The 26,995-nt window shown below is 41.3% G+C and carries 27 protein-coding genes, 3 tRNA genes and 1 pseudogene; 18 read left to right on the forward strand and 13 right to left on the reverse strand.

Going from position 1 to position 26,995, the window contains the following annotated elements:
* Positions 1-39: 39 nt before the first annotated feature.
* A complete protein-coding gene (locus GWK48_RS01485) occupies positions 40-993 on the forward strand; it encodes a phosphomevalonate kinase (RefSeq protein ID WP_174628951.1) in 954 nt (317 codons plus the stop codon).
* Positions 983-1,957 (forward strand): diphosphomevalonate decarboxylase, encoded by a 975-nt coding sequence (mvaD, locus tag GWK48_RS01490; RefSeq protein ID WP_174628952.1) that lies wholly within the window; start codon positions 983-985, stop codon positions 1,955-1,957. Before GWK48_RS01485 ends, mvaD begins: the two co-directional genes overlap by 11 nt.
* A 5-nt stretch (positions 1,958-1,962) precedes the next feature.
* Here the strand turns inward: mvaD and GWK48_RS01495 are convergent, their stop codons facing one another.
* From GWK48_RS01495 to GWK48_RS01505, 3 genes and pseudogenes are all read right to left on the reverse strand, one after another.
* Positions 1,963-3,192, reverse strand: a complete 1,230-nt coding sequence (locus GWK48_RS01495; protein WP_174628954.1) for an HD domain-containing protein — start codon at positions 3,190-3,192, stop codon at positions 1,963-1,965.
* Positions 3,189-3,908 (reverse strand): purine-nucleoside phosphorylase, encoded by a 720-nt coding sequence (locus tag GWK48_RS01500; RefSeq protein WP_174628956.1) that lies wholly within the window; start codon positions 3,906-3,908, stop codon positions 3,189-3,191. The genes GWK48_RS01495 and GWK48_RS01500 overlap by 4 nt, the downstream gene beginning before the upstream one ends.
* 96 nt (positions 3,909-4,004) lie before the next feature.
* Positions 4,005-5,149: pseudogene (locus GWK48_RS01505) on the reverse strand (RNA-guided endonuclease TnpB family protein).
* Between the two features lie 263 nt (positions 5,150-5,412).
* Between GWK48_RS01505 and GWK48_RS01510 the strand changes: the two are divergent.
* The 3 genes from GWK48_RS01510 (at position 5,413) to GWK48_RS01520 (ending at position 8,112) form a co-directional block, all read left to right on the forward strand.
* The gene (locus GWK48_RS01510) at positions 5,413-6,099 is read left to right on the forward strand and encodes a nucleotide-binding protein (protein WP_174628957.1); all 687 of its coding nucleotides are present in this window, start codon (positions 5,413-5,415) and stop codon (positions 6,097-6,099) included.
* 263 nt (positions 6,100-6,362) lie between these two features.
* Entirely contained in the window at positions 6,363-7,691 is a 1,329-nt protein-coding gene (locus GWK48_RS01515) for a glycosyltransferase family 4 protein (RefSeq protein ID WP_174628959.1), read from the forward strand.
* 67 nt (positions 7,692-7,758) lie between these two features.
* Positions 7,759-8,112 carry a hypothetical protein gene (locus GWK48_RS01520; RefSeq protein WP_174628961.1) on the forward strand — a complete coding sequence of 118 codons (354 nt, stop codon included), beginning with the start codon at positions 7,759-7,761 and terminating at the stop codon, positions 8,110-8,112.
* Between the two features lie 2 nt (positions 8,113-8,114).
* On the opposite strand, the gene GWK48_RS01525 is transcribed toward GWK48_RS01520, so the two are convergent.
* Positions 8,115-8,201 (reverse strand) — tRNA-Thr (locus GWK48_RS01525).
* 226 nt (positions 8,202-8,427) lie between these two features.
* Here GWK48_RS01525 and GWK48_RS01530 point away from each other — a divergent pair.
* Positions 8,428-8,619, forward strand: a complete 192-nt coding sequence (locus GWK48_RS01530) for a hypothetical protein (RefSeq protein ID WP_174628963.1) — start codon at positions 8,428-8,430, stop codon at positions 8,617-8,619.
* A 2-nt stretch (positions 8,620-8,621) separates the two neighbouring features.
* On the opposite strand, the gene GWK48_RS01535 is transcribed toward GWK48_RS01530, so the two are convergent.
* Positions 8,622-9,074, reverse strand: a complete 453-nt coding sequence (locus GWK48_RS01535) for a methylated-DNA--[protein]-cysteine S-methyltransferase (protein WP_174628965.1) — start codon at positions 9,072-9,074, stop codon at positions 8,622-8,624.
* Positions 9,071-10,699 carry a threonine--tRNA ligase gene (thrS, locus tag GWK48_RS01540; RefSeq protein ID WP_174628967.1) on the reverse strand — a complete coding sequence of 543 codons (1,629 nt, stop codon included), beginning with the start codon at positions 10,697-10,699 and terminating at the stop codon, positions 9,071-9,073. Before thrS ends, GWK48_RS01535 begins: the two co-directional genes overlap by 4 nt.
* A 46-nt stretch (positions 10,700-10,745) precedes the next feature.
* On the opposite strand from thrS, the gene GWK48_RS01545 reads away from it, so the two are divergent.
* From GWK48_RS01545 to sucD, 4 genes are read left to right on the forward strand one after another with little or no spacing between them, the layout of a single operon-like run.
* Positions 10,746-11,699 (forward strand): UDP-N-acetylglucosamine--N-acetylmuramyl-(pentapeptide) pyrophosphoryl-undecaprenol N-acetylglucosamine transferase, encoded by a 954-nt coding sequence (locus tag GWK48_RS01545; protein WP_174628969.1) that lies wholly within the window; start codon positions 10,746-10,748, stop codon positions 11,697-11,699.
* Positions 11,686-12,357 (forward strand): endonuclease III domain-containing protein, encoded by a 672-nt coding sequence (locus GWK48_RS01550; RefSeq protein WP_246263868.1) that lies wholly within the window; start codon positions 11,686-11,688, stop codon positions 12,355-12,357. The genes GWK48_RS01545 and GWK48_RS01550 overlap by 14 nt, the downstream gene beginning before the upstream one ends.
* 2 nt (positions 12,358-12,359) lie before the next feature.
* Positions 12,360-13,370, forward strand: coding sequence for a succinate--CoA ligase subunit beta (locus GWK48_RS01555; RefSeq protein WP_174628971.1), 1,011 nt, complete (start codon positions 12,360-12,362; stop codon positions 13,368-13,370).
* 17 nt (positions 13,371-13,387) lie between these two features.
* The gene (sucD, locus tag GWK48_RS01560) at positions 13,388-14,227 is read left to right on the forward strand and encodes a succinate--CoA ligase subunit alpha (RefSeq protein ID WP_281360032.1); all 840 of its coding nucleotides are present in this window, start codon (positions 13,388-13,390) and stop codon (positions 14,225-14,227) included.
* Positions 14,228-14,231: 4 nt separating this feature from the next.
* Here sucD and GWK48_RS01565 read toward each other — a convergent pair whose 3' ends face one another.
* On the reverse strand, positions 14,232-14,429 hold the full coding sequence (locus tag GWK48_RS01565) for a hypothetical protein (RefSeq protein WP_174628973.1): 198 nt from the start codon (positions 14,427-14,429) through the stop codon (positions 14,232-14,234).
* A 77-nt stretch (positions 14,430-14,506) separates the two neighbouring features.
* Positions 14,507-15,049, reverse strand: a complete 543-nt coding sequence (locus GWK48_RS01570; protein WP_174628975.1) for a hypothetical protein — start codon at positions 15,047-15,049, stop codon at positions 14,507-14,509.
* Positions 15,050-15,269: 220 nt separating this feature from the next.
* On the opposite strand from GWK48_RS01570, the gene GWK48_RS01575 reads away from it, so the two are divergent.
* On the forward strand, positions 15,270-15,806 hold the full coding sequence (locus GWK48_RS01575; protein ID WP_174628977.1) for a cob(I)yrinic acid a,c-diamide adenosyltransferase: 537 nt from the start codon (positions 15,270-15,272) through the stop codon (positions 15,804-15,806).
* A gap of 337 nt (positions 15,807-16,143) precedes the next feature.
* On the opposite strand, the gene GWK48_RS01580 is transcribed toward GWK48_RS01575, so the two are convergent.
* The gene (locus GWK48_RS01580; protein ID WP_174628979.1) at positions 16,144-16,419 is read right to left on the reverse strand and encodes a hypothetical protein; all 276 of its coding nucleotides are present in this window, start codon (positions 16,417-16,419) and stop codon (positions 16,144-16,146) included.
* A gap of 320 nt (positions 16,420-16,739) precedes the next feature.
* Here GWK48_RS01580 and GWK48_RS01585 point away from each other — a divergent pair.
* Positions 16,740-16,829: transfer RNA gene (locus GWK48_RS01585), tRNA-Ala, on the forward strand.
* A 39-nt stretch (positions 16,830-16,868) separates the two neighbouring features.
* Here GWK48_RS01585 and GWK48_RS01590 read toward each other — a convergent pair.
* The 3 genes from GWK48_RS01590 to GWK48_RS01600 all read right to left on the reverse strand — a co-directional run bounded on the left by GWK48_RS01590 (position 16,869) and on the right by GWK48_RS01600 (position 19,580).
* A complete protein-coding gene (locus tag GWK48_RS01590; RefSeq protein WP_174628989.1) occupies positions 16,869-17,450 on the reverse strand; it encodes a 2-oxoacid:acceptor oxidoreductase family protein in 582 nt (193 codons plus the stop codon).
* Complete coding sequence (locus tag GWK48_RS01595) at positions 17,438-19,255, reverse strand: thiamine pyrophosphate-dependent enzyme (RefSeq protein WP_425487507.1); 1,818 nt, start codon at positions 19,253-19,255, stop codon at positions 17,438-17,440. Before GWK48_RS01595 ends, GWK48_RS01590 begins: the two co-directional genes overlap by 13 nt.
* 249 nt (positions 19,256-19,504) lie before the next feature.
* Positions 19,505-19,580: transfer RNA gene (locus GWK48_RS01600), tRNA-Pro, on the reverse strand.
* A 46-nt stretch (positions 19,581-19,626) separates the two neighbouring features.
* On the opposite strand from GWK48_RS01600, the gene GWK48_RS01605 reads away from it, so the two are divergent.
* Entirely contained in the window at positions 19,627-20,346 is a 720-nt protein-coding gene (locus tag GWK48_RS01605; protein ID WP_174628992.1) for a helix-turn-helix domain-containing protein, read from the forward strand.
* Here GWK48_RS01605 and GWK48_RS01610 read toward each other — a convergent pair.
* Positions 20,312-20,659, reverse strand: coding sequence for a nascent polypeptide-associated complex protein (locus GWK48_RS01610; protein WP_174628994.1), 348 nt, complete (start codon positions 20,657-20,659; stop codon positions 20,312-20,314). The genes GWK48_RS01605 and GWK48_RS01610 overlap by 35 nt on opposite strands.
* 59 nt (positions 20,660-20,718) lie before the next feature.
* Here GWK48_RS01610 and GWK48_RS01615 point away from each other — a divergent pair, with 59 nt between their 5' ends.
* From GWK48_RS01615 to GWK48_RS01635, 5 genes are read left to right on the forward strand one after another with little or no spacing between them, the layout of a single operon-like run.
* Positions 20,719-21,984, forward strand: a complete 1,266-nt coding sequence (locus GWK48_RS01615; RefSeq protein WP_174628996.1) for an MBL fold metallo-hydrolase — start codon at positions 20,719-20,721, stop codon at positions 21,982-21,984.
* On the forward strand, positions 21,981-23,147 hold the full coding sequence (locus tag GWK48_RS01620) for a threonyl-tRNA synthetase editing domain-containing protein (RefSeq protein WP_174628998.1): 1,167 nt from the start codon (positions 21,981-21,983) through the stop codon (positions 23,145-23,147). Before GWK48_RS01615 ends, GWK48_RS01620 begins: the two co-directional genes overlap by 4 nt.
* The gene (gene mvk, locus GWK48_RS01625) at positions 23,134-24,084 is read left to right on the forward strand and encodes a mevalonate kinase (RefSeq protein WP_174629000.1); all 951 of its coding nucleotides are present in this window, start codon (positions 23,134-23,136) and stop codon (positions 24,082-24,084) included. Before GWK48_RS01620 ends, mvk begins: the two co-directional genes overlap by 14 nt.
* A 15-nt stretch (positions 24,085-24,099) precedes the next feature.
* Positions 24,100-25,887: a glutamine--fructose-6-phosphate transaminase (isomerizing) gene (gene glmS / locus GWK48_RS01630; protein ID WP_174629002.1), complete on the forward strand. Its 1,788-nt coding sequence runs from the start codon at positions 24,100-24,102 to the stop codon at positions 25,885-25,887.
* A complete protein-coding gene (locus tag GWK48_RS01635; protein WP_174629004.1) occupies positions 25,884-26,942 on the forward strand; it encodes a nucleotidyltransferase family protein in 1,059 nt (352 codons plus the stop codon). The genes glmS and GWK48_RS01635 overlap by 4 nt, the downstream gene beginning before the upstream one ends.
* Positions 26,943-26,995: the final 53 nt, after the last annotated feature.

Below are 26,995 nucleotides of genomic sequence, written 5' to 3' on the forward strand. Positions count from 1 at the left end.
ATGTTATACCCACCTGAAGAACCTATGTGGTGAAGTTGGTTGAAGGTAAGTGCTCCAGGCAAAGTACTATGGATTGGTAGCTACTCGGTCGTTTTTGGGGGAATTTCCCACGTTATTGCCATAGACAAAAGAGTAACGTGTGAATGTGCCAAAGCACAGGAAATGGAATTTGTTACCACTTTTGGTAAATTTAGTGAAGGTCAGAACGAGCTAATAGATAGCGTATTGGAAACCTTGAGAACATCTTACGATCTGCCTAAAATGAAAGTAGTTCTAACCAACGACGACGCTTTTCAGATTGATGGGAAAAAAACTGGCTTGGGAAGTTCATCGGCTGCTACAGTAGCGCTAATGGGATGCGTCTTAGGTTTGATAAACAACTCTTTGGACAAAGATCTAGTGTATAGACTTTCACAGAAAGCCAACTATGTAAGACAGAGGGGTATAGGAAGTGGATTTGATATAGCAGCTGCGGTGTACGGGAGCGTGGTGTATAGAAGATACAGAGATATAAACAGGGTGGACTCCCAATTGGAGCCATTGAGACTGCCCCGTAGAGTGAAAATGTTGTTGGGTTTCACAGGTAGGAGTGCAAATACTGTTAATTTGGTAAAAAAATTCGAAGAAGCTAAGGATAACGCCGAATTCAAAGAGATAATCCATGAAATAGAACTAAATAATGATATGGCAATAAGGTTGCTGAAGTTAGGTAAAATAGAGGCGGCGATTCCTCACGTAAGACTGTCAAGGAATTTGTTAAACCTGCTTTCGGAAGGTGTCGTGGGGGTGAAGTTGGAGACAGAGGAAGATAGAAGGATCATGGGTTTGGCAGAAAGGAATGGGGCTATAATATCCCTTATGCCTGGGGCTGGTGGCGGAGATTTGATTTTATCCCTAGGATATGAACTAGAAAACGTTAAGAGGGCCTGGATGAAAGAGGGCATCAAAGTCATAGAGGTCAATGAAGATGAGGGGTTAAGACTTGAAAACTGAAGCCGAAGCCATAGCTCCTTCAAACATAGCAATCGTGAAATATTGGGGTAAGAGAAATAGGGAGTTGAACCTCCCGTTAAATCCTTCACTCTCCATCTCACTGAATGAAGTCTGGGTAAGATCTAGGGTTATTTTCGATGAGAGCCTAAGGGATGATGAGGTCTGGATCAACAACCTGAAGCTAGAGCATCGAGAGGTTAAAGACTATGCAGGAAGAGTACTGGAAGTCTTTAGATCTATGGTAGGGAGAAGAATTTTCGCTAAAGTAGAATCCATGACTAACTTCCCTAGTTCAGCTGGACTGGCCTCATCTGCTGCTGGAATAGCTTCCATTACGCTCGCTTCCAATGAGGCCTTGGGACTTAACCTCAATACTAAGGAACTGTCCAAGATAGCTAGGATAGGTTCAGGTAGTGCATGCAGAAGCTTGTTTGGTGGTTTCGTTAAGTGGAATGCGGGTGTGCTAGACAGCGGAGAAGACTCCTTCTGCGAGGAGATAGTTCCATCTAATCATTGGCCCGAGTTAGTGGATGTGATTGCCATTTTCTCTGAAGAGAAGAAGAAAGTCTCATCTAGGACAGGTATGGAGAGCTCTGCGCTCAGTTCTTCCCTTATGAAATGCAGGTTAGACTTCATACAGAGAACGTTCGAGGAGGTAGTGGACGCAATCAGGAAAAAAGACCAAGAGAGATTCTTTAACTTAACCATGAGGCATAGCAACAGCATGCATGCAGTGATACTGGACTCCTGGCCCCCGTTTTTCTACCTAAATGATAAATCTCTGCAAGTAATGAGGTGGGTCTATGAATATGGAAAGGCAGCATATACCTTCGATGCTGGACCTAATCCTCACATCTTAGTCCTTGAAAACAATGCGAGTGACGTTGTAAACTTTTTGCAGGACTTGGGGGCTAAAAAGGTGATAGTGTCGAAAATAAGCGACGGGCCTAGGGTTTTAAAGTAAGCACTCTATCTTCCCTTTACGCAGCCACTAATTATTTTCTCATATTTCTCTCCTAAGGACTGGACAGAGGTGTGATATCCAACCACTATCTTCTTGATTTCACTCAGGGAGCCAACTAGTGAAGACTTGCTTCCTAAGGTCTCTACGCCTCTACTGGTTAAAATATGAACCGCTTCATCTCTTCTCTCCCTGTATGGCACGTCGTTGAACTCATGAAAAACGAAAAGACCACCTGAGGACCTAACGTCCTCGTAGATCTCACCCTTCATTGACTCCAAAATGTCTATACATTCATTGCTAGGCTCTATCTTGACTCTCTTGAAACCCTTTCTATACAATATCGCGTCTCTCAATTCGCTCCTCACATGATGAATTTTTGAAAAGATCAGATTATCATCAAAAGTTAGGAATTTATCCAAGTTCTCAGGCATAGATATAACGTCGTTGACGATTAGGTGAGCTATCGCTTGAGAGAGTATGGCATTATACAGGCCAACCACGCTATGAAAATATACGTTTTGAAACATGTACATCCTAGCCAAGAGAAACTGTTCCACTATTGGCAAAGCCTTATCCAATACTGCTAATTTTTCGTTATCAAAGTATAATAATCTTTTAAGCCTCTCAATATCAAATTTTCCATATCCCACTCCAGCATAGTAGGAGTCTCTCAGAAGGTAGTCACTTCTATCTGCGTCAATAAAGTTTGATATTATTAGAGTTGCCAGCTTCTCAACCCTGTTAGAGGGCGTTTCACTTAGTACTCGAGTGATGAAACCTATTGGATCATCAACGTTCTTGAATATCCTTTCCAGCTCAGCTGAAATTCCCTCAGTTATTACCTTGATTCCATACTCGACATGTGTCCTTTTTCCTTTTTCAAAGACGTTTGCTCCATAAATTTCTTTTGCAACTAGAAGCGCGTTCTCAAAGGTGTGGGAAAAGGGGAGATGTCCTACGTCATGAAGCATGGCAGTTGTAGCAATTAACTCTATAAACTCGTCGTCTAGATCCAATTTGGAATTACTTTTAATAAATTTTAAAAAATCGATAGATAGATGCATAACACCTAAACAATGTTCAAACCTTGTGTGGTTCATCCCAGGATAAACCATGTAAGCTAGTGCGGTCTGTTTTATGTGTCTCAATCTCTGAAAAATAGGATTTGATACTACTGGAAGCAATCTGTCAGGTATCTCGATATAACCGTGGATTGGGTCTCTAATAAGCTTCATTCTTTAATTTCCGAAAGTACAGTTAAAATTAATTTTGCAGCTTCCTTTACGCTTCTTTCCAGTTCATCTTTACTTATCCAATCGCCTCCGGTAGCTAAATTATCACTAACCACTAAGACAGCTGCAGCCTTAGTTTTCCTCAACTTACTAAGGAAAAACAGTGTTGCGCATTCCATCTCCACTCCTATATTTCCTCTTGAGGACCACTTCTCTACGAAATTTTTATCTTCGGCGTAAAACGCGTCGCTACTAAACACATTTCCTACATGAAACCTCAAATTACTGGAGCCCAGGGAAGATACGAGCTTCTGCGTTAAATTGAAGTCTGGAGATGCAGATGAAGACGTGAGATCGCCTATATATTGGAAAATCAGACCCCCTGGGTTATATGAAGCGCCAGATGGGACGATGTATTCACCTAGTTTCACCTCTGGAACCAAAGCCCCTACTGTGCCTAACCTCACAAAGTTTTTAGCTCCTAGCATGTGGAGTTCCTCAAATACAATTGCCATTGAAGGACCTCCTATACCGTGAGTCGCCACACTTATTCTACTTCCTTTGTAGAAACCTGTGTAGACTAGGAAACCTCTGTTTTCATTAACAAGTTGTGGAGAATCTAGGAAGGATGAAATGAGCCGAGCTCTTCCTGGGTCTCCTACAACTAACACGTTCTCTGCCACTTCCCCCTTTTTCGCAAGAATATGAACCGGATTCATGCCGTTTGAAAAATGCGTTAAAATTTTTAAGATCTATTTCTATTAGGATTAATATCATTCTGGCTTCCTCCCAGCCATAAATGGCGAGGGATCCCCTCATCGATTCGGAGCTACATCTCTCATGTGGGGGCAGTCGAGAGGCTCAGAGAACCCCTCCCATACAAGTTCATGACTGCAATTACGTCACGGTCGTTCTCATAACCGCAGGGACAACGAAAATATCTGTGCACTACTTCCTCCATCTTACTCCCGCACTTTGGGCATTTAGTAGAGGAATAATGAGGGTCAACATACATTACCTTTAACCCATGTTTCTTAGCTTGCCATTCAATCCAATATTGAAGCCTACGGTACTGCATGAGATAAAGTCTATCTCTGAACTCAGAGGGTAACTTCTTCACATTCTTTATGAGGTTGTTCAAGTCCTCTAAGAAGATGGCTGAGACGTTGAAAGACTCAGCTACCTCTGCAATCCATTTACCCACCTTTTTTGCGGAGTCCTCCAAGACGTCCCTAGCCTTCCTGTGATAAGACCTAACCCTGTTGAGGATCCTGTCGTTCTCTTTCCACCTCTTTTCATACTTCTTCTGTAGATCCTCAGCTAATGACTTGTAGTAATGGGCGTCATCTAGTCTGGTCGGGATCCTGACGTACTGTCTATCGTCTTTACCTACAACCACTTCAGCCATGTTAATATCTACGGCAATCCCATCACTAGCTTCAGGCTCTTTCGATTCCTTCAAAAATGAGACCTTTAGAAATGCCTTACCATCCCTTAATACTAATCTAGCCTCCCTTAACTCCCAGTCCTTATAGAAAGACAAGTTCCTTGGGTAGCCTTCTATTGGTACTTCACCAACTCCCGCTATCCTCACACTCATCTTATCGAAATCAATGAAGTATGACTGTACTGGGGTTAACCAGACAGAGACGCTACGTACAGTAGGATACTTACCGCGTTTAGGGTTGTTTAACCAAGACTTGTACTTTGCTATGGCGTCCCTATAGCAGTCTACAGCTAACTTGGAGGGTAGGTTGAACTTCTGCCTTAGAGTCTCGTATGTACCGTCGTGTGTCTCTTTCAACAACTTTTTTGGTCTGTTCTCTCTCAACCACTCTAAAACGAAACGTAGACCTTTTTCATAGTTTGAGACAAGGTTGAGCAGAGGGGCGGTGGGGGAAACCTTCATAGAGACTGTAGCTCTGATTTCGTTCCCACCCTTTTTAGCCCTCCTGCCCATAAATACAGGTATGAAAAGGAGGTTTATGTACCCTCATCCCCGCCCTGAAGGGCGAGGCTTTCCCTACTTTGTAACTTATGAGCTAGAATTTATCCTTATGCCATTAAAGATAACTCATGGAGCTTCTTTCATTGATTAAGGACTGATTTCTTAGCTGAGACTCATCACAACATAAGACTAAATGGTTAGGGTTTATTAAAATTGGTAACATATAGATAATACTCCAAAAAATTTCTATCTAAGCAAAAATCAGTTTTAGTGTAATGATTCGGCTTGCGGTAATAGGCGCAAAGGGAGGAGTTGGTAAGTCTACTTTGGTGTACGATATAGCGAGAGTGCTATCAAAGAATTATCCTGTAACTATCGTAGACGCCAGTACATCTAGGACAATAAGTAATATCAACGAAATCAGAGGGAGCTTACAGTTGGAGCATGATTATTTAGTTGAGAGAGGTAACCTTAAGATTCTTTCATTAAATCAATATTTAACTCCATATGTCAATATAGGTAAATTTCAAGACATATACAATGATATTATATCAGACGAGGAGTTCATCCTTGTAGACTATGGAGTTCATATTTACGAAAGGGCCATATCAGATGAACTTTTCCTCTTCTACACTTTTACAAAGAAAATTAACGGAGTTGTTCCAACCAACTTCATTGCGGTCAGTAATTCTCAGAATTTTGTAATTAATTCTACTAGAAAACTGATTGAAGCTTATATTTCTCTACTTATGGATCTAGATGAGAGTTGCGTAGGGAAGTTAACTCATTTTGTAATTAACATGGTAAGAGATGAGAGTAACCTCAAAGTAGACGTGAAGCCGCTTTTTGGAATAGTTGAAATTCCGTTCTACAGAGAACTGTCCTTCAATGGATTTTGGAACACCGAGGTTCCCAAAGAAATAGAAAATATAGCAAAGGACATAGAAAGCATGAGAAGATAGTAATCCTAACCTGAGAGAATTGTCTTCAAGTGTAGGGACTAAAAAGATGAGAGAAACGACGCTAAGACTAATTGATAGAAGAACTGCAAACCTGACAAGAAGGAGGACAGATATTGAATACCGTCAGAATCTCTGACCTCCTCTCCCCAAAGGGTGAGGTCCGCCGTTCTTTATCATAAATGAGGTATTATGGATAGGTCTAAATTATCTTGAATGAAAGGTTTATTTGCCGTTATATACCAGAGCGTCCTATATCTAGTTTCATGAATATAGCAATAAATAGTCAAACTCCGCCAGTTCGCTTCAACTTAACTTATAGAGACATCCTGGAAAAGTATGGCGAAGTTCCTATTCCTCTTGATCTCAGGACGTTAAGTGAGCAAGATTACTACGTGTCGGTGGGCGGAGTATCCAGGATGATGATATCTTACATTAAGAACAGCAATATGAAGAAAGTGAGGTGGGTAGCTCTAGGCCCAGGTTATCCTCCCCAAGCCATTTTAGACGATATAGAGGTGCATTTTGTAGATTTACCTCCACATGTTTTATCAAACTACACCAAGTTTAAAGAGGGTCTTTACAACGAGGCTCATGACCTGCAGAGATATAACATCGTAGGACCTGAATACATTGCTTATACCACATATAATTGGATCTCCGCTACTAAACTTCTAGAATTTTATGCAGATACAGATGTCTATTTCATTAACGACTTTCAACAATTACTAGTGGGAGGTATTATAGGGCCTTCAGCACCCACAGTTTTGTGGTATCACATTCCATATATTCCAGAAAAGTTAGGTACAAGGGTAAGAGAGTTTCTAATAAGATCCTTTGAGGGATTTGACTTAGTAATAGTCAGCACTAAAAGAGATTTAGAGGGGCTAGCTAGATCTGGAGTAAAAGTGAAAGTGAGACAAATATATCCTTTCATAGATCCTGACAATTATAAAACTGCTAATAAGAACGAAATAAATAAGGTTTCAGACAAGTTCGGAATAAAGGATGACGATAAGGTGATCCTTTTAGTAGGTAGGATGGATCCCATAAAGAGCCAAGATGTGGCCATAAAAGCTATAAAGACAACCAATTTCAAACTCGTTATAGCTGGAAATGGGAGTTTCACTAGCAAATCGTTGGGACATGATAAAGCAAGCGTCTGGGCTAGGAAATTAAAGAATCTGGTTAAGGAACTCCATATCGAGGATAGGGTTATATTTACAGGCTACGTGTCTGATGAGGAACTTTCAGCGTTATATCAGAGGAGCGACGTAGTTACCTTGACTTCTAGGACAGAAGGGTTCGGCCTAACTGTTTGTGAGGGGTGGAATTTTAAGAAACCCGTAGTTGTAAGTCTTGGAGCTGGCGTAAGCGAGCTCGTGATAAATAACGTTAATGGATACACTTTTCCATCAGACGACCACGAAAAGATGTCGCTTGCACTAATTGATGCAGTTAAAAATGGAGAGAAGCTAGGTTCACTGGGTTACGAGACATTAAAACAATGCTCCGTTGGAACGGCTACGGAAAGAGTGAAGGCTGCGCTGGAAGAAGCTATGAAGGACTATCCCCAGAAAGGTGATATACATTGAACGAAAATTGAAAAATGAAATAACGTTAACGAAAGGTATTTTAGTTTACCATTCATATAATTTATTTATGTTCGACGTTCTTATTGATGTAGTAAACGATCTAAACAACGATAACGTGACGAGAGCAAGCAAGAGACTTGTTAGTTTAGCAAAGGATAATGAAGATGAAGAACTGCTCAGGATAGTCTCAGAACTTGAAAAGTTGTTAATGGAATTGGATAAAGATGACACTCTAGTAAGGGATGATGAAGAAACTCAAAGAGACCTTTTGGCAATAAAGAAAGAAATGGACGACTTGAGGAAACGAAAACTGAGAATCCTTTCAATCTACCTGTTGAAAAAACTAAGTGATAGGAACCTCATAATTCAGAACATGATAGTCAACAAGCCACTTTCACGAAAACCCCAAACTTACATGTGAGGAGCCGCGGCCGGGATTTGAACCCGGGGCCTCTGCCTGCCCGGGTGAACTACCAGGGCAGCGCTCCAGCCAGGCTGAGCTACCGCGGCATAGTAATGTAAAAAAGGGAAGTTCAAAAGTTTAACCCTGAGGATATCTTAGGTTAACTCATCTGTATTTACTGACCTCCTCCCCGCCCTAAAGGGCGAGGTTTGTTGTTCCTTTATCGCCTGCACCTAGACTACGTTTAATTTATATTATCCCTAAAAAGAATGAAAGAACCTGCCCCATTAGTTTCAACCAACTCCCTATTAAATATAAATAACGTTTCCAAATATGGAAGAAAATTTAGATATACTGAGAAAGATAGTCAATGAGCTAATCTCCAGGTTACCCGATGACTGTAAAGAAATAGCGATGTCCCACTCCCAGCGCCTATTTAACGACATAAAGGACAAGGGACTAAAGGGGGCACTGAAGAGTTGGTATTATATTGAGGACGAAGAAGAGATACTGGCCCTAGATTGAGCTTATAGTTTTATCCCTTCCAGCTCAAGGAGCTTTCTTTTTATTAGAATTCCCCTGGAGTATCCTCCTATGCCATTCTCGGCGACCACCCTGTGGCAGGGGATCAATAGCAGGATATCATTTTTGGATAAGGCCATGCCTATCGCTCTTGGGGAAGTTCCCAATCTCTCAGCTATCATGCCGTAGGTTTTAATTTCACCCCAACGCAATTTTCTTATCTCCTTGAAAACTCTCGCTCTAAAGGGGTTCATTGGATATTTAACAGGGATATCGTAAAATTCTACCCTATTTCCTCTGAAATAACTATCTAGTCTTTCAAAAAGGTCTTTGAATTCCTCATTTCTTATAAAATTTTTCTCTGTACAATTACAAAAATCTAACATGGTTATTACATTATCCTCAGATGCGACAGTAATGGGACCAATAGGACTCTCATAGATCCCATAAACTATCATTGTTGTATCCTCTTTATGGCGGTAAGCTCTGAGTTCCTCTCTGATATTTCGGAAATCAGAGCATCAATAAACCTCTCTAGTTGGATATTTCTAGCTTCCAAGTTCCCTCTTGCCCTGACCGTCACTTTTCCTTCAGAGGCTTCCTTTTTCCCTGCTATTAATATGTAGGGAACTCCATCATCGTATGCCCTTTTAACTCTTTTAGATAAAGTCTCACCGCTAGGTTCCAACTCTACTCTGATCCCCTTTGCCTTAAGTGAGCTTTCAACGTTCTTAGCATATTCATGTACTTCTTCGTTTATTGGAAGAACTCTAACTTGAACCGGGGACAGCCATGAGGGTAACTTACCTCGGAAATGCTCCAAGAGTATGGCTATCATTCTATCAAGGGATCCGTAAATAGCCCTATGTACTATAACTGGCCTCTTTTTGGAACCGTCTTCATCTATATATTCCAGTTTAAATCTTTCCGGAAGATTGAAATCTACCTGGATAGTAGATAATTGCCACCACCTATTCAAACTATCCCTGATATCGAAGTCGATTTTGGGACCATAGAAAGCTCCTTCCTTTTCCTTAACCACGAAGGGAACGTTCAATTCTTTTAATACCCTCAAAAGCGATGAGGTAGCCTTCTCCCATTGTTCGTCACTCCCTATACTTTCGTCCGGTCTAGTGCTTAGATTTATCTTAACATCGTCGCCTCTAAATCCAAATCTATCCAGAACTTCTAAGGTCTTGGTAACTAGAGTCTTGACTTCGTCCTTTAACTGATCCTCCCTCAGGAAAATATGACCGTCGTCCTGAGTAAACCCTCTAGTCCTGAGGAGTCCGTAAAGCTCGCCCTTTTTCTCCCATCTGTACACGTTTCCAAATTCGGAAAACCTTAGCGGAAGGTCCTTGTAACTTCTAATTCTGGACTTATAGATTAGGATGTGGGCGGGGCAGTTCATTGGCTTTATTCCAAGCTCATCTTCCTCCTTATGGAAGATCAACATCTTATCTCTGTAAGTGTCATAATGTCCGCTGATTTTCCATAGTACTGTCCTAAAAACGTGAGAAGTGTAGACTTCCTGATAACCCATGGAAGAGTTTATTTCCCTCATAAAGTTTATCATTTCGTTACGAATGAGTTGCCCTTTGGGGTGAAAGAGTACAAGACCTGGACCGGACTCGTCATGAAAGCTAAAGAGATCCATCCTTTCGCCAATTATTCTATGATCTATTTCGGATGCCTTCTCTAGCCATTCTAAGTAGTCCTGGAGCTGTTGTTCAGTTTCGAAAGCTACAGCCCTAATTCTTATTAACTGAATTTCAGCGCTCGGGTGATGTGTCGATACGTTCAAAACCTTGAAGAACCTTGGATCACCTGAAGGGTTTACGTCGTCCTTAATAGAGATCTCTGTTCCGTCCAAGAGCACCTTATGGTTGGATACAACATATGTGCTATTATCCCATCTAGCGTATTTCTCAGCTTGGTCTAAAGTGATAGTAGAATCGGATTCTACATCAACATAAAAATCTCTCTCCCCCAAACCAACCTCCACAGGCTTAAGACCTGCTTTGCTCATGTTAATAGCCATGAGAATGGCTCCTTTCAGCCACAATCCCTTGTACGATTCCATTTCAACCTTTAATAGTCTATAAGGGTAAAAATCTTATACTTACTCCATGAACAAACTACTGATCATAGCGAGCGGGGGAGGTCATACAGGCTTTGCAAGAGCTGTTGCAGAATATCTGCCATTTAAGGCGGATTTTATCATACCTGAAAATGACAGCAACTCAAGGTTGTTACTTCAGCCTTTCGCTAACAGAATATACGAGGTTAGTAAGCCAAGGGAACCCCTAGGATCCAGCTTATCGCTTTTCTCAAAGGGATTAAGGGCTTTGTCCCAATCCCTTTCTATCCCTAAGTACAAAGTCACTCTAGCAACCGGTTCAAATCACTCCTATATACCATCACTTGTTCAGTACTTAAAGGGTACCACACTGTACGTTATAGAGAGTCAAGATAGGATAGTCACCAAAGGGAGAACTACCTACTTACTTTCCAAGCTTTCAAGAGGCGTATTCCTACACTGGAAGGAACAGTCTGCTCTATATCGAAAAGGGATAGTCACCGGACCTATTCTGCAGAGGAGAAAATATGAACCTAAGAACGACGGTTATATTTTCGTTACTGCAGGGACGGAAGGTTTCAAATCCCTATTCGATAAAATTGTGACCCTAGGTTTAGATAATGTCGTGATCCAGACAGGGAAGATTGACCCTTCGATCTACAGAGGAAGGGCGAGGTTAGCTTTCAGTTTTGACCCAAATATAGAACAATTTATTGCCAGTTCTTCCCTCGTGATAACCCACCAGGGTAAGACAGCTATGGAGTCTGCAGTACTTTACGGTAAGCCGACAATTATAGTCTTCAACAAAGCCTTAACCCGTGCGGCAACGTATGAAGATGTGAGGATTTACTCGAAAATTATTGGTGCTACTTTTCTGGACGATCCATCGACATGGAGTAATGATAGGGAAATTTTAGAGGCCATTAAAGAAGCTAGAAAACCCACATCCCATGAAATTGGAACTGAGAAGCTAGTCAAGGTGATCATAAGTGCTATTGAATAAAATAATATCTTTGGCATATGAACACAGGGACATACTCAAGGACACTGGATGGGTAATTTCAGAACCCTTCTCTTTCGCCTGGTGGGACGGATTTGACTCGGCCGATAAGATAGTGCTCTCAGCGTTTCTCGTACAGATGACCAAGTGGGAGTCAGTAAAAAAGGTCATAAATCTTCTAGAGCAGAAAGGATTAGCGAAGTTAGAGGTTATAGCTGACCTGGATGCAAGAACGTTGGAACCTTTCCTGAAATCTATAAACTTTTACAAGACTAAAACTCAAAGAATTTTAAAATTTTCAAGATTTATTAAAGAAAATAATGGCTTAGAAAATCTCTTAAAAATAGAAAACAGGGCCTTGATTTTATCGCAAGAAGGTGTAGGAGAAGAGACTGCAGATTCCATCTTACTTTTTGCTGGACATCAACCCGTATTTCCTGCCACTGAATACTCGAGGAGGGTTATGAGTAGAGTTACCGGAGAGGAAATTAGGAAGAGAGAGGTTCCTAAAATAGTGGAAAACGGTATAGGAAGAGATGTTCTTAAGTTTAAGATTTTACATGCAAGTTTTGGTGGGATCGGAAAAGCTTTTTGTTTTCAAAATGAACCTAAGTGCAATAGATGCTTTCTTAAACATGTATGCAAATATAATTATAGATAGCCATGAAGTTATATGAATACGAAGGGAAACGTCTCTTTTCGATGGTTGGAATACCAGTTCCTAAAGGTAAGATAACAAAGGAACCGATTAGGGAACAAGGAAAGGTGGTGGTTAAAGCCCAATTGCTCGAAGGAGGAAGAGGAAAGAGGGGATTGGTTAAGGTAACCGAAGATTCATATAACACTATCCTGGAAATGTCCAAAAACGGAGTAAACATTTTCCTTATAGAGGAGTTTATTCCTCACGCCCGAGAAATATATCTCTCGGTCATGATGGATCGGGAGACCGGAAGTCCAATGGTAATAGCCTCACCGTTTGGTGGAATAAATATCGAGGAAAGCAAGGACGTTAAGACCTTTGTAATCCCGATAGACAGACCAGTTTTAAAGTATGATATAGAACTGATAGAGAAGTTCGTTGGATATAGGGGTTTAGAGAACATAGTTAAAGGGTTGGTTAAGATGGTTTTAGAGTACGACGCCGAGTTAGCTGAGATTAATCCTCTGGCTATTACTGACAAGGGACCTTTGGCTTTGGACTCTAAAGTTATACTCGACGATAACTCCCTATACAGACACGAAGACCTTCTAAAGGAACTACAGAGAGAGAAACCAGTTACGGAGTCATATGTAGAACTGGATGGAGATATAGGAATAATAGGAAACGGTGCAGGGCTTACCATGGCCACAATGGACTTGGTCAAATTAAAGGGAGGGAATCCTGCTGATTTCCTAGATGTGGGAGGGGGAGCTAATACTCAGGAAATTGTGCATGCTGTAACTAGAGTTGGTAGCAACCCAAAGGTTAGAAGAATAATTATTAATATTTTTGGAGGAATTACTAGATGCGACGAGGTAGCAAAGGGTATAGTTGAAGCGTACTCAAAGATCAATAAACCAATTTTCGTCAGGTTAACAGGAACCAATGAGGAGGAAGGCAAAAAAATATTGGAGTCGCACGGGATCAAGGTATATGAGGATGCTCTATCTGCTATAGGTGATGCCCTACGTTAATCGATTCGAATTCTAAAATTTTAGTACAAGGAATTACAGGGAAGGAAGGGAGTTTCCACACTAAAATGATGCTAAACTACGGAACAAAGATCGTTGCTGGAGTTTCTCCAGGAAAGGGAGGCACGGAAGTCAGCGGAGTTCCGGTTTACGACACAGTTGCTGAAGCTGTAAAGGAGCACGAAATTGATGCCTCCATAATATTCGTACCTGCAAAATTCGCCAGCGAGGCAGTGTATGAGGCTGTTGACGGGGGAATAAAGCTTGTAGTGGTTATAACGGAACACATTCCTGTAGTTGACGTGGCCAAATTCGTTAGATATGCCAAAGCCAGGGGTACCAGGATTATTGGTCCAAACTGCCCCGGTCTCATAGTTCCAGGAGAAGCCTTACTGGGGATATTACCATCGAAGTACTTCAAAAAAGGTAAGGTCGGAATAGTTTCTAGGTCAGGTACTCTCACCTACGAGGTTTCATACCTGCTAAATTCCTTCGGCCAGTCCACAGTAATTGGTGTGGGTGGAGATCCGATTCTTGGTACTCCACTAGATGAGGTGACGATGAAATTCGATGAAGATAGTGAAACTGAAGCAATGGTAATTATAGGGGAAATAGGAGGGGTTATGGAGGAGAAGGTTGCCAAACTGAAAAAGGAAGGGAAGATTCGAAAACCCATTGTAGCGTATATTGCTGGTCTAACTGCTCCCAAGGAGAAAAGAATGGGACATGCTGGAGCAGTGGTATACATGGGCTTGGGTACCTTCGAGAGCAAAACAGAGGCTTTCAAAAGCGCAGGAATTCCTGTGGCGAAAACTCCCTATGAGATAAGAGAGATGGTCGAGAAAATAGTTAGAAAATAAATTTTTAGCCATTTCTTGGTTTAATAGTAATTGTTCCGGTATCCTCATCGACCTGTAGAGTGTATTTTTTCCCAAATTTTTCAACCATTGATTTAGGTATGTAAAGATTTAGAGGTAACGTGTAATATTCGTACTCATACACCTTACCCCTAACTTGCTTCTTGCCCACGAGCCTTTTCGCTTCCACTTCTCTCTCTTTCATGAGATAATAGTAAACTGCTATTTTTTAAAACTTTTTCCTAGACTATTCGTTCAGCTATGATATGAGTAAAAGTACAACTAGAATAATCTAAACGTTTTCTTTAATGTATTAAAAATAAGTTCGTTCTTGAGTGCATTTGAAGTAATCCTCCAGATGAATGACTCAAAAGCAGCGTCCATGAACCTAACTTTTAGATAATAAATTAAACTATTTAGCGGGAATATTGCAAAATAGACACAATCGTTATACTCGCACGTAGGTCCAATAGTAAGTTTAAGTCTCTCCCCATTGACAAGTGTGAACATTGTTTGGAGAGACCAGTCTGCGACATTTACTATTTCAACTAAATCAAAAGTAATTTTATAGACTAGCCCTATCTGGGATATCTCAAAGGACTTGGTGGTCGGGGTAACCTTTTCTGACTTTAATGACATTAGCATACTTACGAAATCCTCCTGAATCAAGGAAAATTTGAGTTCGTTGGGCTCGAGATAAAAGTAGATAACTCCATCAATAACCGGGGAGACATGAAGACCGTCTATCGAAAACGCCTCCTCAACCCCGTTGAAAGCTATTGCGTCATTTACCCTAGTTAATTTAACCTTTTCATCCCCAATCATAGTATCCTTTACGAGACTGCTAATTTTAACTCTATGAGACAATGCTTACCATTATAACCATGAAAAGGGTTTTCTTGTGAAGAGTCATCAGATGGAAACCCAGACCTCAAGTATGTATAGCTTTCCCTTACACAATAACCTTGAATTTCAAGGGTGCTTTAGGTCATAGTCCTAGAAAGATATAATATTTAATTGACGCAAAACTGATCCAAGCGGGTTTATGTCAGCTCCATGGTATACAGGTTCTGGTGATAAAGGGAAAACTAAAGTACCATCAGTAGGTGAGGTTTGGAAAGACGACGAATTAATCGAAGCCTTAGGTAATCTAGACGAACTAAATTCGCTTTTGGGAGTCGTCTCTTCCTTATTCCCTGATATAACGACTATAATGGAGGACCTTCAGAACGACATCTTTGAGATATCTTCTGAGATAGCAGGTTTCAATATGAACTTCAATAAGGATAAAATCTCAAAATTAGAATCATTAATTCAAATTTATGGGAATCAGATCGAGACGCTGAGAAATTTTATTCTCCCAGGTGGGCATCTTGCATCATCGTTTTTACACCTTGCTCGAGCAACTTCTAGAAGAGCTGAGAGAAGCCTAGTCAAACTTTACAAATCAAGTCTTAGTAAGGACGTGCACGTAACTTATCTGAACAGGTTATCTTCCTTGCTCTTTGTTATGGGGTTATGGGTAAACAAAAAGACAGGGAATCCTAACATAATTTGGAAAGGAAAGGCTAATCAGAGATAGTGAAAGTATTCTTTACCTTGAATATTCGATTTTAAAGCTAATTCATCGAGTCTGTCATGTATAAGTTCCATAAGTATTGCACAAACACGTACTTAATAGCAGAGTGTAACGCCTCTAGGTTCTGTGACTTCCATTACGTTAAAGCTGTTGGAAGGAAGTCTTGGATTTATAGCCAACCGTCCTTTGGGTCACTAACTTCACAGTGACGTTAGCGAGGCACTCAACGTTCTGAATCTGGGAACAGAGAAGTTTAATAGATTAAGGAACCTCTCTCCTTTTTCTCAGTTCTAACGAGGAACTCCCAAAAAGTGAATTAACGCCCGAGACCTAACTGCTCCTAGCGCTGGGAAGAGGTCAGATCAGGGATAACAACCTTGACTTTAAAACCCTCACCTTCCAGTCGTCGTAACTCCTTAGCCAATTTTATTCTTCTCTCGAGCCTTATAATTAACGGCTTCATTGTGTCTAGATCTGTAGACTTGATATATTCAACTACTCTTCTGTCCTCCAGAGGGATTAGTATTACATCCACATCAGTTGTCCTTATTATCCTGGCAATCTCAAGTTTTCTCTCTACACTTGTAGCCCTTTTCCAGTTGACTAGCTTTACCATTGATTGAGGTTATGCTAAAGTTACAAATATTCATATTGGGGAGGGGAGACCATGGCTACTTCCTTCCAATTCCATAGTGGTGTTACGGAGTACTCCAAATAGACTCTTTAAATAAATATAAAAACCAGGTTAGATAAAGGCTTATTGTAAAAGGTAGAGAGGAATGGTCTCTCTATCTTCTCCCTTTTTAATAGTTGACAGAATCGAGGAAAATTTTAAAAACCCATTTAACATGGGTCTTGGGATTCCTGATAGATAATTGATTACCACAGAGGATCCAACAACGTTTTTTACCCATTGCCTAAAATCATTGTATAAGTGGGCCGGTAGCTCAGCCTGGAAGAGCGCTCGGCTTGCAACAGAGTAGCAGGAAACCGAGAGGTCCCCGGGTTCAAATCCCGGCCGGTCCATTTCAATTATTTTTAAATGAAATTAACATCCTAGTTTCTTTAGACCAATCTGTCCATTGCTGCCAAGCTTTCGTAGTACTTCCCACGCTGGACTCCTAGCATAAAGGATTTGACGTTAGTAGGACCTCTCAGTACCTTTATGAAATCATTTATATCCAGATATTTTCTTAATGATATTTCATAAACCAGACCTAAGATTACTGTGTTGCATCTATATCCGTCCCTCACAATCTGTTCACAGTCTAATGTGTAAGTCCTCCATGGTCTAAGGTTTTCCAAGACATATGATATAGAGACTGGTTTCACGTTGGGTAAGGATGGTAATTTAACCGACTCGTTAAGAAATACTTTCGCATCTGTTGAGAGATAGGAAGCATTTCTTAAAGCTTCAATACCGTCCATTGCTATTAAAATGTCTGCCCCTCCCTTAGGAATAAGGGGAACATTCACATTGCCTACCCTAACGTGAGTGGTAACAGCACCCCCTCGCTGTGAGAGCCCATGAGTTTCAGACTCAAACACGGTAAGTCCTTTTTCATGGAAAGCTTCTGCTAGAATTTTACCTGCTGTCACTACCCCCTGACCTCCTATCCCCGCAATAAGAATGTTTAACCTGTCCATGCCTCGTCCCACCCTTCAGGCTTCTCTCCTTGGAGAGATATTGCATTAAATGGACAAACAGGAACACATGCTCCACAGCCAATACACTCAGTGGGATTGATAAAGGCCTTCTTGTCCTCTCTTTTTAGTATTGCTGGACATGTAAAGTGGTCGTAACATATGGTACACCCAGTGCACTTTCGCATATCCACTACAGCTAATTGAGTTGGCTTAACTTTATCAATAGCCACCAGAGCACACGCTCTCTTTGCAACTACTAACGCGGGGCCATTGTTTTTCTTAACCCAGTCCACTGCCTTCGCGATCTTTTTGGAAAAGTCCGGAGAGAAAGGATCACCTACATCTACATACTTTACTCCTAAGCCCTTTGCTGCATCTAATATGTCTATGGCTGTAGAAGGACTAGGCTGCTGGCCTGTCATGGCAGTAGATCTATTGTCTAGGACTAGGATTAGGACTGGGAGGTTATTGAAAACAGCGTTGGCCACACCTGCTAGACCGGAGTGGAAGAATGTAGAATCGCCTATAATTGCAATGGGAATTATGCTAGTAGCTCTGTACACTCCATTTGCAACTCCCATGCTGCTACCCATTGAAATTAAGCTGTCCTGTTCGTTAAATGGTGGTAAAAGCCCCAAGGAATAGCATCCTATATCTCCAGAGTAAAAGGTTTCTTTCAGCCCACCAAGAGATATTCCCCTTTTTAGGAAGAAGAAACTGGATCTGTGAGGACAACCTGAACACATAGCAGGAGGTCTAGAGGGTATCTCCAACGATCTCTCAGAAGATACTTCTCTCTTCACCTCAATATTGAGGAACTCTGACAGAGCCCTAGCTACTCTATCCATATCCATTTCACCTACCCTACCAGTTAAGCGTTTGCCCATAATCTTCAAATGCAAACCGTTGTCCACTACCATTTCCTTGATCTGGTTTTCCACAATAGGATCCAACTCCTCTATAACTAGAACTTCATCTGCTCCCTCTAGCTCCTTTAATATACTTTCAGGGACAGGTACAGAACTTGTAACTCCGATTACTTTTACGTTGTGAGGATTCAAAAGTTGTACTAACTCTTTCACATATGAGTAAGAGATACCTACCCCAACCACTACTTTTTCGCCACTCCCCTCTGTTATAATCATGTCGGAAACCTCTTCCTTTATTTTATTCCATCTTTCAAGCTGTTCTTCCCTATCCTTTTTGGCAACCTCAGGCACCAAGGAGTACTTAAATGGGTTTTTGTTCAATTTTCCTCGAATTGGATCAGAGAATGGTGCTATCTTTACGGAAGATCTTACGTGACTTATTCTCGTATTTGTTGAAAGTATGACTGGATGCCCAACCTTTGAGCTTATCTCAAAAGCCCTCATTGTTAGGTCATGAGCGGATTGGGGATCAAAGGGTTCTATAATAGGTATGAGACCCATCAGTCCGTAATGCCTAATGTCCTGCTCACTTTGGGATGACCACATACCTGGATCTCCAGCCGACACTATTACTAGAGCCCCTGAAACTCCTGTATATGATGATGACATAATGGAATCAGAAGCTACGTTCATTCCCACATGTTTCATAGTTACTAATGACCTAGCTCCCATGATCGCTGATCCGTAAGCGGTCTCAAAGGCTATCTTTTCATTCGAGCTCCACTCTGCGTAAACGTCCTTAAACTTCATTAAGGTCTCTATGATTTCTGTAGATGGTGTACCTGGATAACCTGCCGCAACTGAAACTCCTGATGCCAAAGCACCGTATGCTATGGCTTCGTTTCCCAAAATGAGCCGAGGTCTCTGAACCAACATTTTTATCATGATAAACTTTCCAACAAAATTAATAAGTGCAAATATAGAAAACTGACATAAATGTATTGTTATTATAAATCTGTCTAGTTACATTGTTATAAATCACTAAGGAATTTATAGACTTTATCAAACGATTAATATTTTTACTCTGTTTCTAGTAAAAGAATATAACTGAAATCTACACAATGTGAAACTGACTTCCTCCACGCCCTGCGAGGCTTTCCTCATTTTGTAAATAGTATCATGACATGGGCCCGCCGGGATTTGAACCCGGGACCTCGACGACCCGAACGTCGCATCCTAGTCCAAGCTAGACTACGGGCCCTTAGCTTAGAATTAACTTATAATCTTTACGTTTATAAAAGTTTTCAATGACAACAGAATATGTCATAGACAATATTGCTAAGAGAATAGCAGGGGACATAGTCTGGAACGATAACCCTGGGATTTCCATGAGAAAATGGAGGGAAACTTTCGGAGTTTCTCAATCAGAGGTTGCGAGAATCTTAGGAGTGTCACAATCTGTTGTAGCAGATTACGAAAGGAATAGGAGACAACCTGGAAGCATTGCTGTGAAAAGATTCGTCGAAGCCTTGATAGAGGCAGATTCTAGAAGAGGTTACAAGATTATAAATGAGCTGGGGAAGATCTTCTCCTTAACCTTTCCATTCATAGTGGACATGGCCGATTTCGTGATGCCAGTGACTCTTGAGGACGTTATTCTAGCTGTAGATGGAATTCCCATTATGGCAGACCTTACCAACATTCAAGTTTACGGCTACGTGGTCACTGACAGCATAAAGGCTATAACGGCCCTAAGTGGAATGGAGTTCTACCAGTTTCTCTCAGTCGTATTTAACAGGATACTTGTATTCACCAAAGTTTCTAGCGGTAGATCTCCCATGATTGCCCTCAAAATAGCCCCCATAAGACCTAAACTGGTTGTCCTCCATAGACCAGCTAAAATAGATCCATTAGCAGTGGTGATTGCGAATAAAGAAAACATTAATGTCGTCGTGTCCACTAAAACATCTGAGGATGAGCTTTTAAAAGGTCTTAAGAACCTTGTGCTTCGGTCAGACTCAAAATAGCCTTCGCTATATCTCCGTTTGCCTTCAGAAGGGCCTCCCTCACAGCGTTCTCAGGTTTGCCCGTCTGTTCCATCACGAATCTAACATCATCTTCATTAATTTGAGGTTTTGCCTCCACCTTGCTTTCAGTCCTGGTTTCCCCTCCCATTATGGTTATAACTTCCTGTCCCATAACGTTCGCTTTAGTCACCATTGGAGACTCGATGACTATCCTCTCCTTGTCTGTTTCAATAATTACTCTCTGTGCCTCGATATTCTGAGTTTTAACACCCATTCTTTCCAATTTCTTAAGATCCTTGGGATTAACCTTCATTTGGATATATTGTGTTATAACTCAAACTTAATATTTGCGGTAAGATAACATAAACAGATATGGAGTATTCTGTAAGAATTCTAGGCGGCGGCAACGAGGTTGGTAGAGCTGGAATAGAGATAGCTAACAGTAATGAGAGCGTAATTTTAGATTACGGTGTAAATTTCAATCAAAAGGACGAACCAAATTTTCCACTACAGGAGATACCTTCTAAGGTTAAGGGGTTTATAGTTTCCCATGCCCATTTGGACCACATTGGTGCTTTACCAATATATCAAATTTCCTCAACTAAGCCTGTCTTTGGAACTGGAATTACGAAATATATAACGGAATTAATGTTGAAAGATTTCATTAAGTTATCTGGACCTAAGATCCCATTCGAGTGGGTTGAAGTAAAGAAAACCATGGATAATTTCAAGACGTTCAACTATGGGGAGGAACTTGAGGTAGGCTCCTTCGCGATATCTACCTCAAGTGCAGGACATATACCAGGAAGCGCAATAACCGTCGTTAAGACAGAGAAGGGTGATATTTCCTACACAGGGGATATTAACGTTACCATGGCTAAACTTGTCAAACCAGCTGAAATAGAGGTAATGAGAAAGTCCAAGGTCATCATAACAGAGGCTACCTATGGGAAGTTTAACCATCCGTCAAGGAAGAGCGTTGAAGATGAGTTCTTTAGTTCCGTAATGGAGGTCCTAGAAGGAGGGGGAACTGTCTTAGTCCCTGCCTTTAGTTTATCTAGAAGCCAGGAAATCCTTTCAATATTTGCAGAGAGGAACATCCCCTATCCGGTTTATTATGACGGTCTCTCAAGAACGATAATGGAAATAATGATAGATAACAGCCAGTACATAAATAACAAGGAGGCCCTTAAGAAAGCTTATGATGAGTTTACTTACGTGAAGGGATGGGAAGACAGGAGGAAAGCCTGGAGAACAAATGGAGTCATAGTAGCTAGTGCAGGAATGCTGAAAGGAGGCCCTGCTGTGTATTACTTCAAGAAAGTGTCTGATAACTCCAAAAACGCGATTTTCCTAGTAAGTTATCAAGCTGAGAACACTCCAGGAAGGAAACTACTGGAGATGGGCAAATTTGATGACACGTCACCGTTGTTGAAGGCTAGATTGCAGATGTTTGATTTTTCCAGTCATGCTGGTAAAAATCAACTCCTGGACATAGTGAAAACGTCTGAATCACTTGAAAAGTTGATAGTTGTCCACGCTTCTCCAGACAGCGCCCAGGCTTTCTCCGAGTATGTAAAGCAGAATTTGGGAGTTGAAGTTTTAGTACCCAAAAATGGTCAAGAAATAACCATATGATCTTACTCTTCATACATGGCTCAAAATTCTCCTTCGAGGTGAAGGAGAGGGCCACAGAAGTAGCTGAAGAACCCATTCCACGTTCTACTGAACTACAAAACGTATTAGTTGTATTTACCACAGTAGAGAAGGGAGATGACGACGAGATAGTAAGCAAGGCGGTTGACAATGTTATTGACGTAGCGGATAGAACTAAACCTTCATCGATAGTGATCTATCCTTACGCCCATCTGTCCTCCAATCTAGCAGATCCTAACACAGCAATTTCCATCCTTAATTCCTTGTATAATGGTCTCAACCAAAGGAGGAAGGAAGTATATAAGGCACCGTTTGGCTGGTATAAGTCCTTTGATATAAGTTGCTACGGACATCCGCTAAGCGAACTATCTAGGAGGATAACCAAAGGTGTGGAGTACCAGAAGAGCAAGGATATTGAAATATGTCTGAAATTCGGTTTTCCCAATTCCCCTGAATCAACGTTCATGAAAATAGCCATGCTTGAGAGGTTAAAGAGAGACCTAGGAGCACAGGGAATAATATACAGTAATGACGATGTCCTTCCTGGATATTTGGGCGTTAAGTTTGTAAAAAATAACGGGAAAACTATACCATGCATCGCTGAGGATCCCTTAATGGAGTTAGTGTACGTAGGGGAAAGTTCTCTAAACTACCCTATGGAATTCGAAGATTCCACAAATAGATATAGAATATGGACAAAGGAAAAAGAAAAAATTAGAATAAACTTAGGGAATATATTATATTTTATACTGCTAAATTCAAAGAAAATCTCATCTACCCCAACCCTCCCGGTTTGGCTTTCCCCAATACACGTAAGAATACTCCAAATTGTCCAGAACGATGAGGTTAAAAAAATGGCTAGTTGGTTGAGGGACAAGGGTATAAGGGTTCAGATAGATGATTTAGACGATGGTCTTGGGGCAAAGATTAGAAGGGCTGGTATGGATTGGATTCCTCTGGTTGCTATAGCTGGGGAAAGGGAAATAAAGACCGGAAGTCTTACGGTGAGAATCAGGGAGACTTCAGAGCAGAAGCCCATGAAATTAGAAGATATAGAGAAAATGATCAAGGGGATGGATGATTTGCTTTTACCCCAAAACGTCCCCATTAGTTTGAAGAGGAGACTCCAAGATGAGAAGCGTTGAAGCCTTGGTTCCGTTGAAACTAACCCTATTTGGAGAGCATGCAGTGGTCTATGGAGAGCCAGCTATAGCGATGGCTATATCTGAACACATGAGAGTAAGGGTGACGGAAAGCGATAAAACTACGGTTTCATCGAGTTCGCTCAAGATAGGTAACATCAAGGTGGACCTCAGCAGCATGCATATAGAGAGCGAGCAAGCCTATAGGGAGCTCTCATATATAATGGAGACATTAAACTATTTTGAGAGAAAGGTACCAGCGCAGATAACCATTGAGTCAACGGTAGACCCCTCAGTTGGGTTGGGTACCAGCGCCGCTGTAATAGTAGGAATAGTAGCAGCGTACTCCCGATTCCTGGGCGACTCTCTCAGTAATATGGAGATTGCTAAAATATCTAGGGCTATTGAAAGAAAAGTTCAAGGAATTGGGAGTAGGATGGATACCTATACGGTCTCTCTGGGGGGGATCCTGTACTTCCCTAAAAACTCTGAAGGAGTTGAAAGGTTGGACGGCAACATTGGCATTACAGGAGGGTATATTAGACGAACCTTATCAACTGCCGAAATTTTAAAGAGGGTAAAGGCAATAAAGGATAAAAATCGCCAGTTTGAAAAAATTATGAAACTTATAGGGGAAGTTGTTGAGGACGCGCGGGAAGCCATACTGAGACATGACGTTGAACTTCTGGGGCAAATGATGTTCATAAACCACGGGCTCCTTATGTCTTTAGGGGTAACCTCGCCATCATTGGACGAAGTGGTTTCCTCTGCTAGAACCATTGGTTTGCAGGGATGTAAGATGAGCGGAGGTGGAGGTGGCGGATCAGTGATCTGTATAAAATCACCTAAAGCTGAACTCCTTTTAGAATCTAGGGGGTTCAGACTCGTCGACTCTGAACTAAACAAAAATGGTGTAGTGATAAAGGAAATAAGTAACTGAGAAATAACTGAAACTATGTGTGGTATCATTGGCATAGTTTCCATTAACCTAAAGGACGCAGCGCTGGCGAAGATGACGCTTGAGGCATTGAAGAGCTTGGAGTATAGGGGTTACGATAGCGTTGGAATGGCTTCCATGGATAGCTCTCACCTAGAGATAAGGAAATCAGTTGGTAATGTAGAACAATTTGAAAGAATAAAGAGTCCTCTGACTATGAAAGGAAATGTTTTCTTAGGGCATACCAGATGGGCAACTCATGGAGAACCAAATGACACGAACGCTCACCCCCACTCTGACTGTAACGGAGAGATTGCTGTGATACATAATGGCACTATCCTTAATTTTTTGGAGTTAAGAGAGGATTTAATTTCAAAAGGGCATAATTTCAAGAGCGAGACTGATACTGAGGTTATCCCGCACCTCATTGAACATTTCAGAAAACTGGGAATGGATAACTTTTCAGCTTTCAAACGTGCAATAGAGCATATCCATGGAGACCACGCTGTCCTAGCCATAATTAAAGGGGACAACAGGATATTCTTCTCCAAGAGAAATAACCCTCTAATCATTGGTTTAGGGGATGAAATGAACTTAATCTCTAGCGATGTCTGGAGCATGATTCAAGTTACCAACCGCACCATTCCTATAGGGGATGATGAGATTGGGTACATTACTGCGGACTCTGTTTACGCGGAAAAACTTACTGGGGAAAAGATAAATCTAAAGTCTAGGCTGATAGTACAGCAGTTTGATAAAACGTCAGCGTCACTTCAAGGATATGAGTCATTTATGATGAAAGAAATAAGGGAAAGTTGGGGTGCGGTGAGGGACACTCTAACAGGACTACTTAAAGAGAACGAGTTACTTAACAAGACAATAAAAGCTATTGAGAGAGCTAAACGAGTAATCATTGTTGCTGCTGGGACAAGCTATAATGCAGGTCTCTTGTTCACAATAAGACTTCAAAGAGCTGGATTTAACGCAATCTCGGTAATTGCATCGGAACATAACAACTTGAGAACAAATCAGGACGACACAGTCCTTGTAATAAGCCAGAGCGGAGAAACTATGGACTCACTTATCGCGCTTAAAAAATATAAAAATAATGGATCATTTATCATATCCCTCACAAATACTCTGGGAAATAGTATCTCGTCCTATAGCGACATAGCCCTACACACTAGGGCCGGACCGGAAATTGGGGTTGCTGCTACAAAGACGTTCACTTCCCAAGTTGGAGCCTTGATGCTACTCTCATCTCTTCTCCTTAACGAGAGCGTAGACTATCTCAAGGAAGCTGAGTCAGTAATAGCCAATAGTTTTTCTAAGGTGATAGGATATACAAAAATAATCGGGTCGGAGTTGTCTAAAAAGCCCAGTCTATATTATCTAGGCAAGGGTCTGGGGGTTCCATTAGCGATGGAAGGTGCTCTGAAAATAAAAGAGATTGCCTACGTCCACGCTGAAGCTTACCCAGCGGGAGAGAGCAAACATGGACCAATAGCGTTGGTAGAAAACGGATTCCCTGTTATTTTCCTCAATAATGGTGAATTTACAGATGAACTTTACAACAATGTAATGGAGATGGAAAGTAGGCACGCTAAAACTTATGTAATTAGCGCTGGAAGTAAAATCTCAACAAATAATAATCAAAATGAAATAGTTCTTGATGTTCCGGATCCAAGGCTCTCGCCATTAGCTCTAGCCCCACCAATACAACTTATAGCCTATTATGCTGCAAAGGAAAGAGGGGCAAATCCAGACAGACCAAGAAACCTGGCTAAGACGGTGACAGTTAGATGAAAGCCCTATTATTGGCTGCAGGGAAGGGGGAAGGTTTAGCTCCATATACCTATAAGCAACAAAAGGAAGCGATCAGCATAGCTGGGAGGCCTGTGATTAGGTACCCTATAGAAGGATTGGTGGATGCAGGAATAAGGGATTTTGTTATTATTGTAAACGAGAAGGAAGATCAAATAGTGCAGGCGGTCAGGGACTTAGATGCAAGAATAGAAACAATCAGGCAAAAAACTCCAGGAATTTCTGGTGCAATAAAAGACGGAATGGAGCTCATGGATGAAATGTTTGTACTAGCTTTCGGGGACATAATTGCACCTAAGGAATTCTACATGGAACTAATGGAGAGCTTTGACAGAAGTGGAACTCCTGTATTCTCAACTATCCCAGTAAACTCGGGTTTAGATACGTATGGATTAGTGAAAATTAATGATGGGCTTCACGTAGTGAAGGAAGGTTCCACTTTAGCCCTGGCCGGCGCCTACATAATACCTAAAAGACCTTTTGATGATTTCCTAGCCTACCTTGATACTATAGCTAAAAATGCTAATTATTTTGTCTGGACTGGTCCTTGGACGGATATAGGTTATCCAGAAGATATCATCACTGCAATAGAACAACTTCTAAGATCTAAAACTTCAACCATATCGAATAAGGCATCCATAGCAAGCACAGCTGTTATAGGGAAAGGAGTTATCATAGAGGACGACGCAGTAGTAGAAGACTACGCTATTATCAAAGGACCTGCATATATTGGGAAAAATGCCTATATTGGATCCTTTTCCTTAATAAGAGACTACTCTTCCATCGAGGAGGGGTCAATAATAGGAGCCTACTCTGAGGTTACCCACTCCCTGATAGGTCCAAGATCCGTAGTTGGCTCAAAATCATATCTTACGCACAGCGTTATAGGACCTGATTCTAAGATCGGTGCTTCTGTTATCACTGTAAGCTATCCATCTGTAGTTAAAAGAGGAGGCATAGGTAAATTTGGCGCGTTAATATCACCATATTCAGAAGTACCTCATGGGGCGGTGATAGGTCCATCTTTCCGAAAGTAGGTTTCTCTAAAGGACAGGAAACCAGTCAAGCACGTTTGACTACTCCTCATGTA

The sequence above is a fragment of the Metallosphaera tengchongensis genome (genome assembly GCF_013343295.1).
GTDB lineage: Archaea > Thermoproteota > Thermoprotei_A > Sulfolobales > Sulfolobaceae > Metallosphaera > Metallosphaera tengchongensis.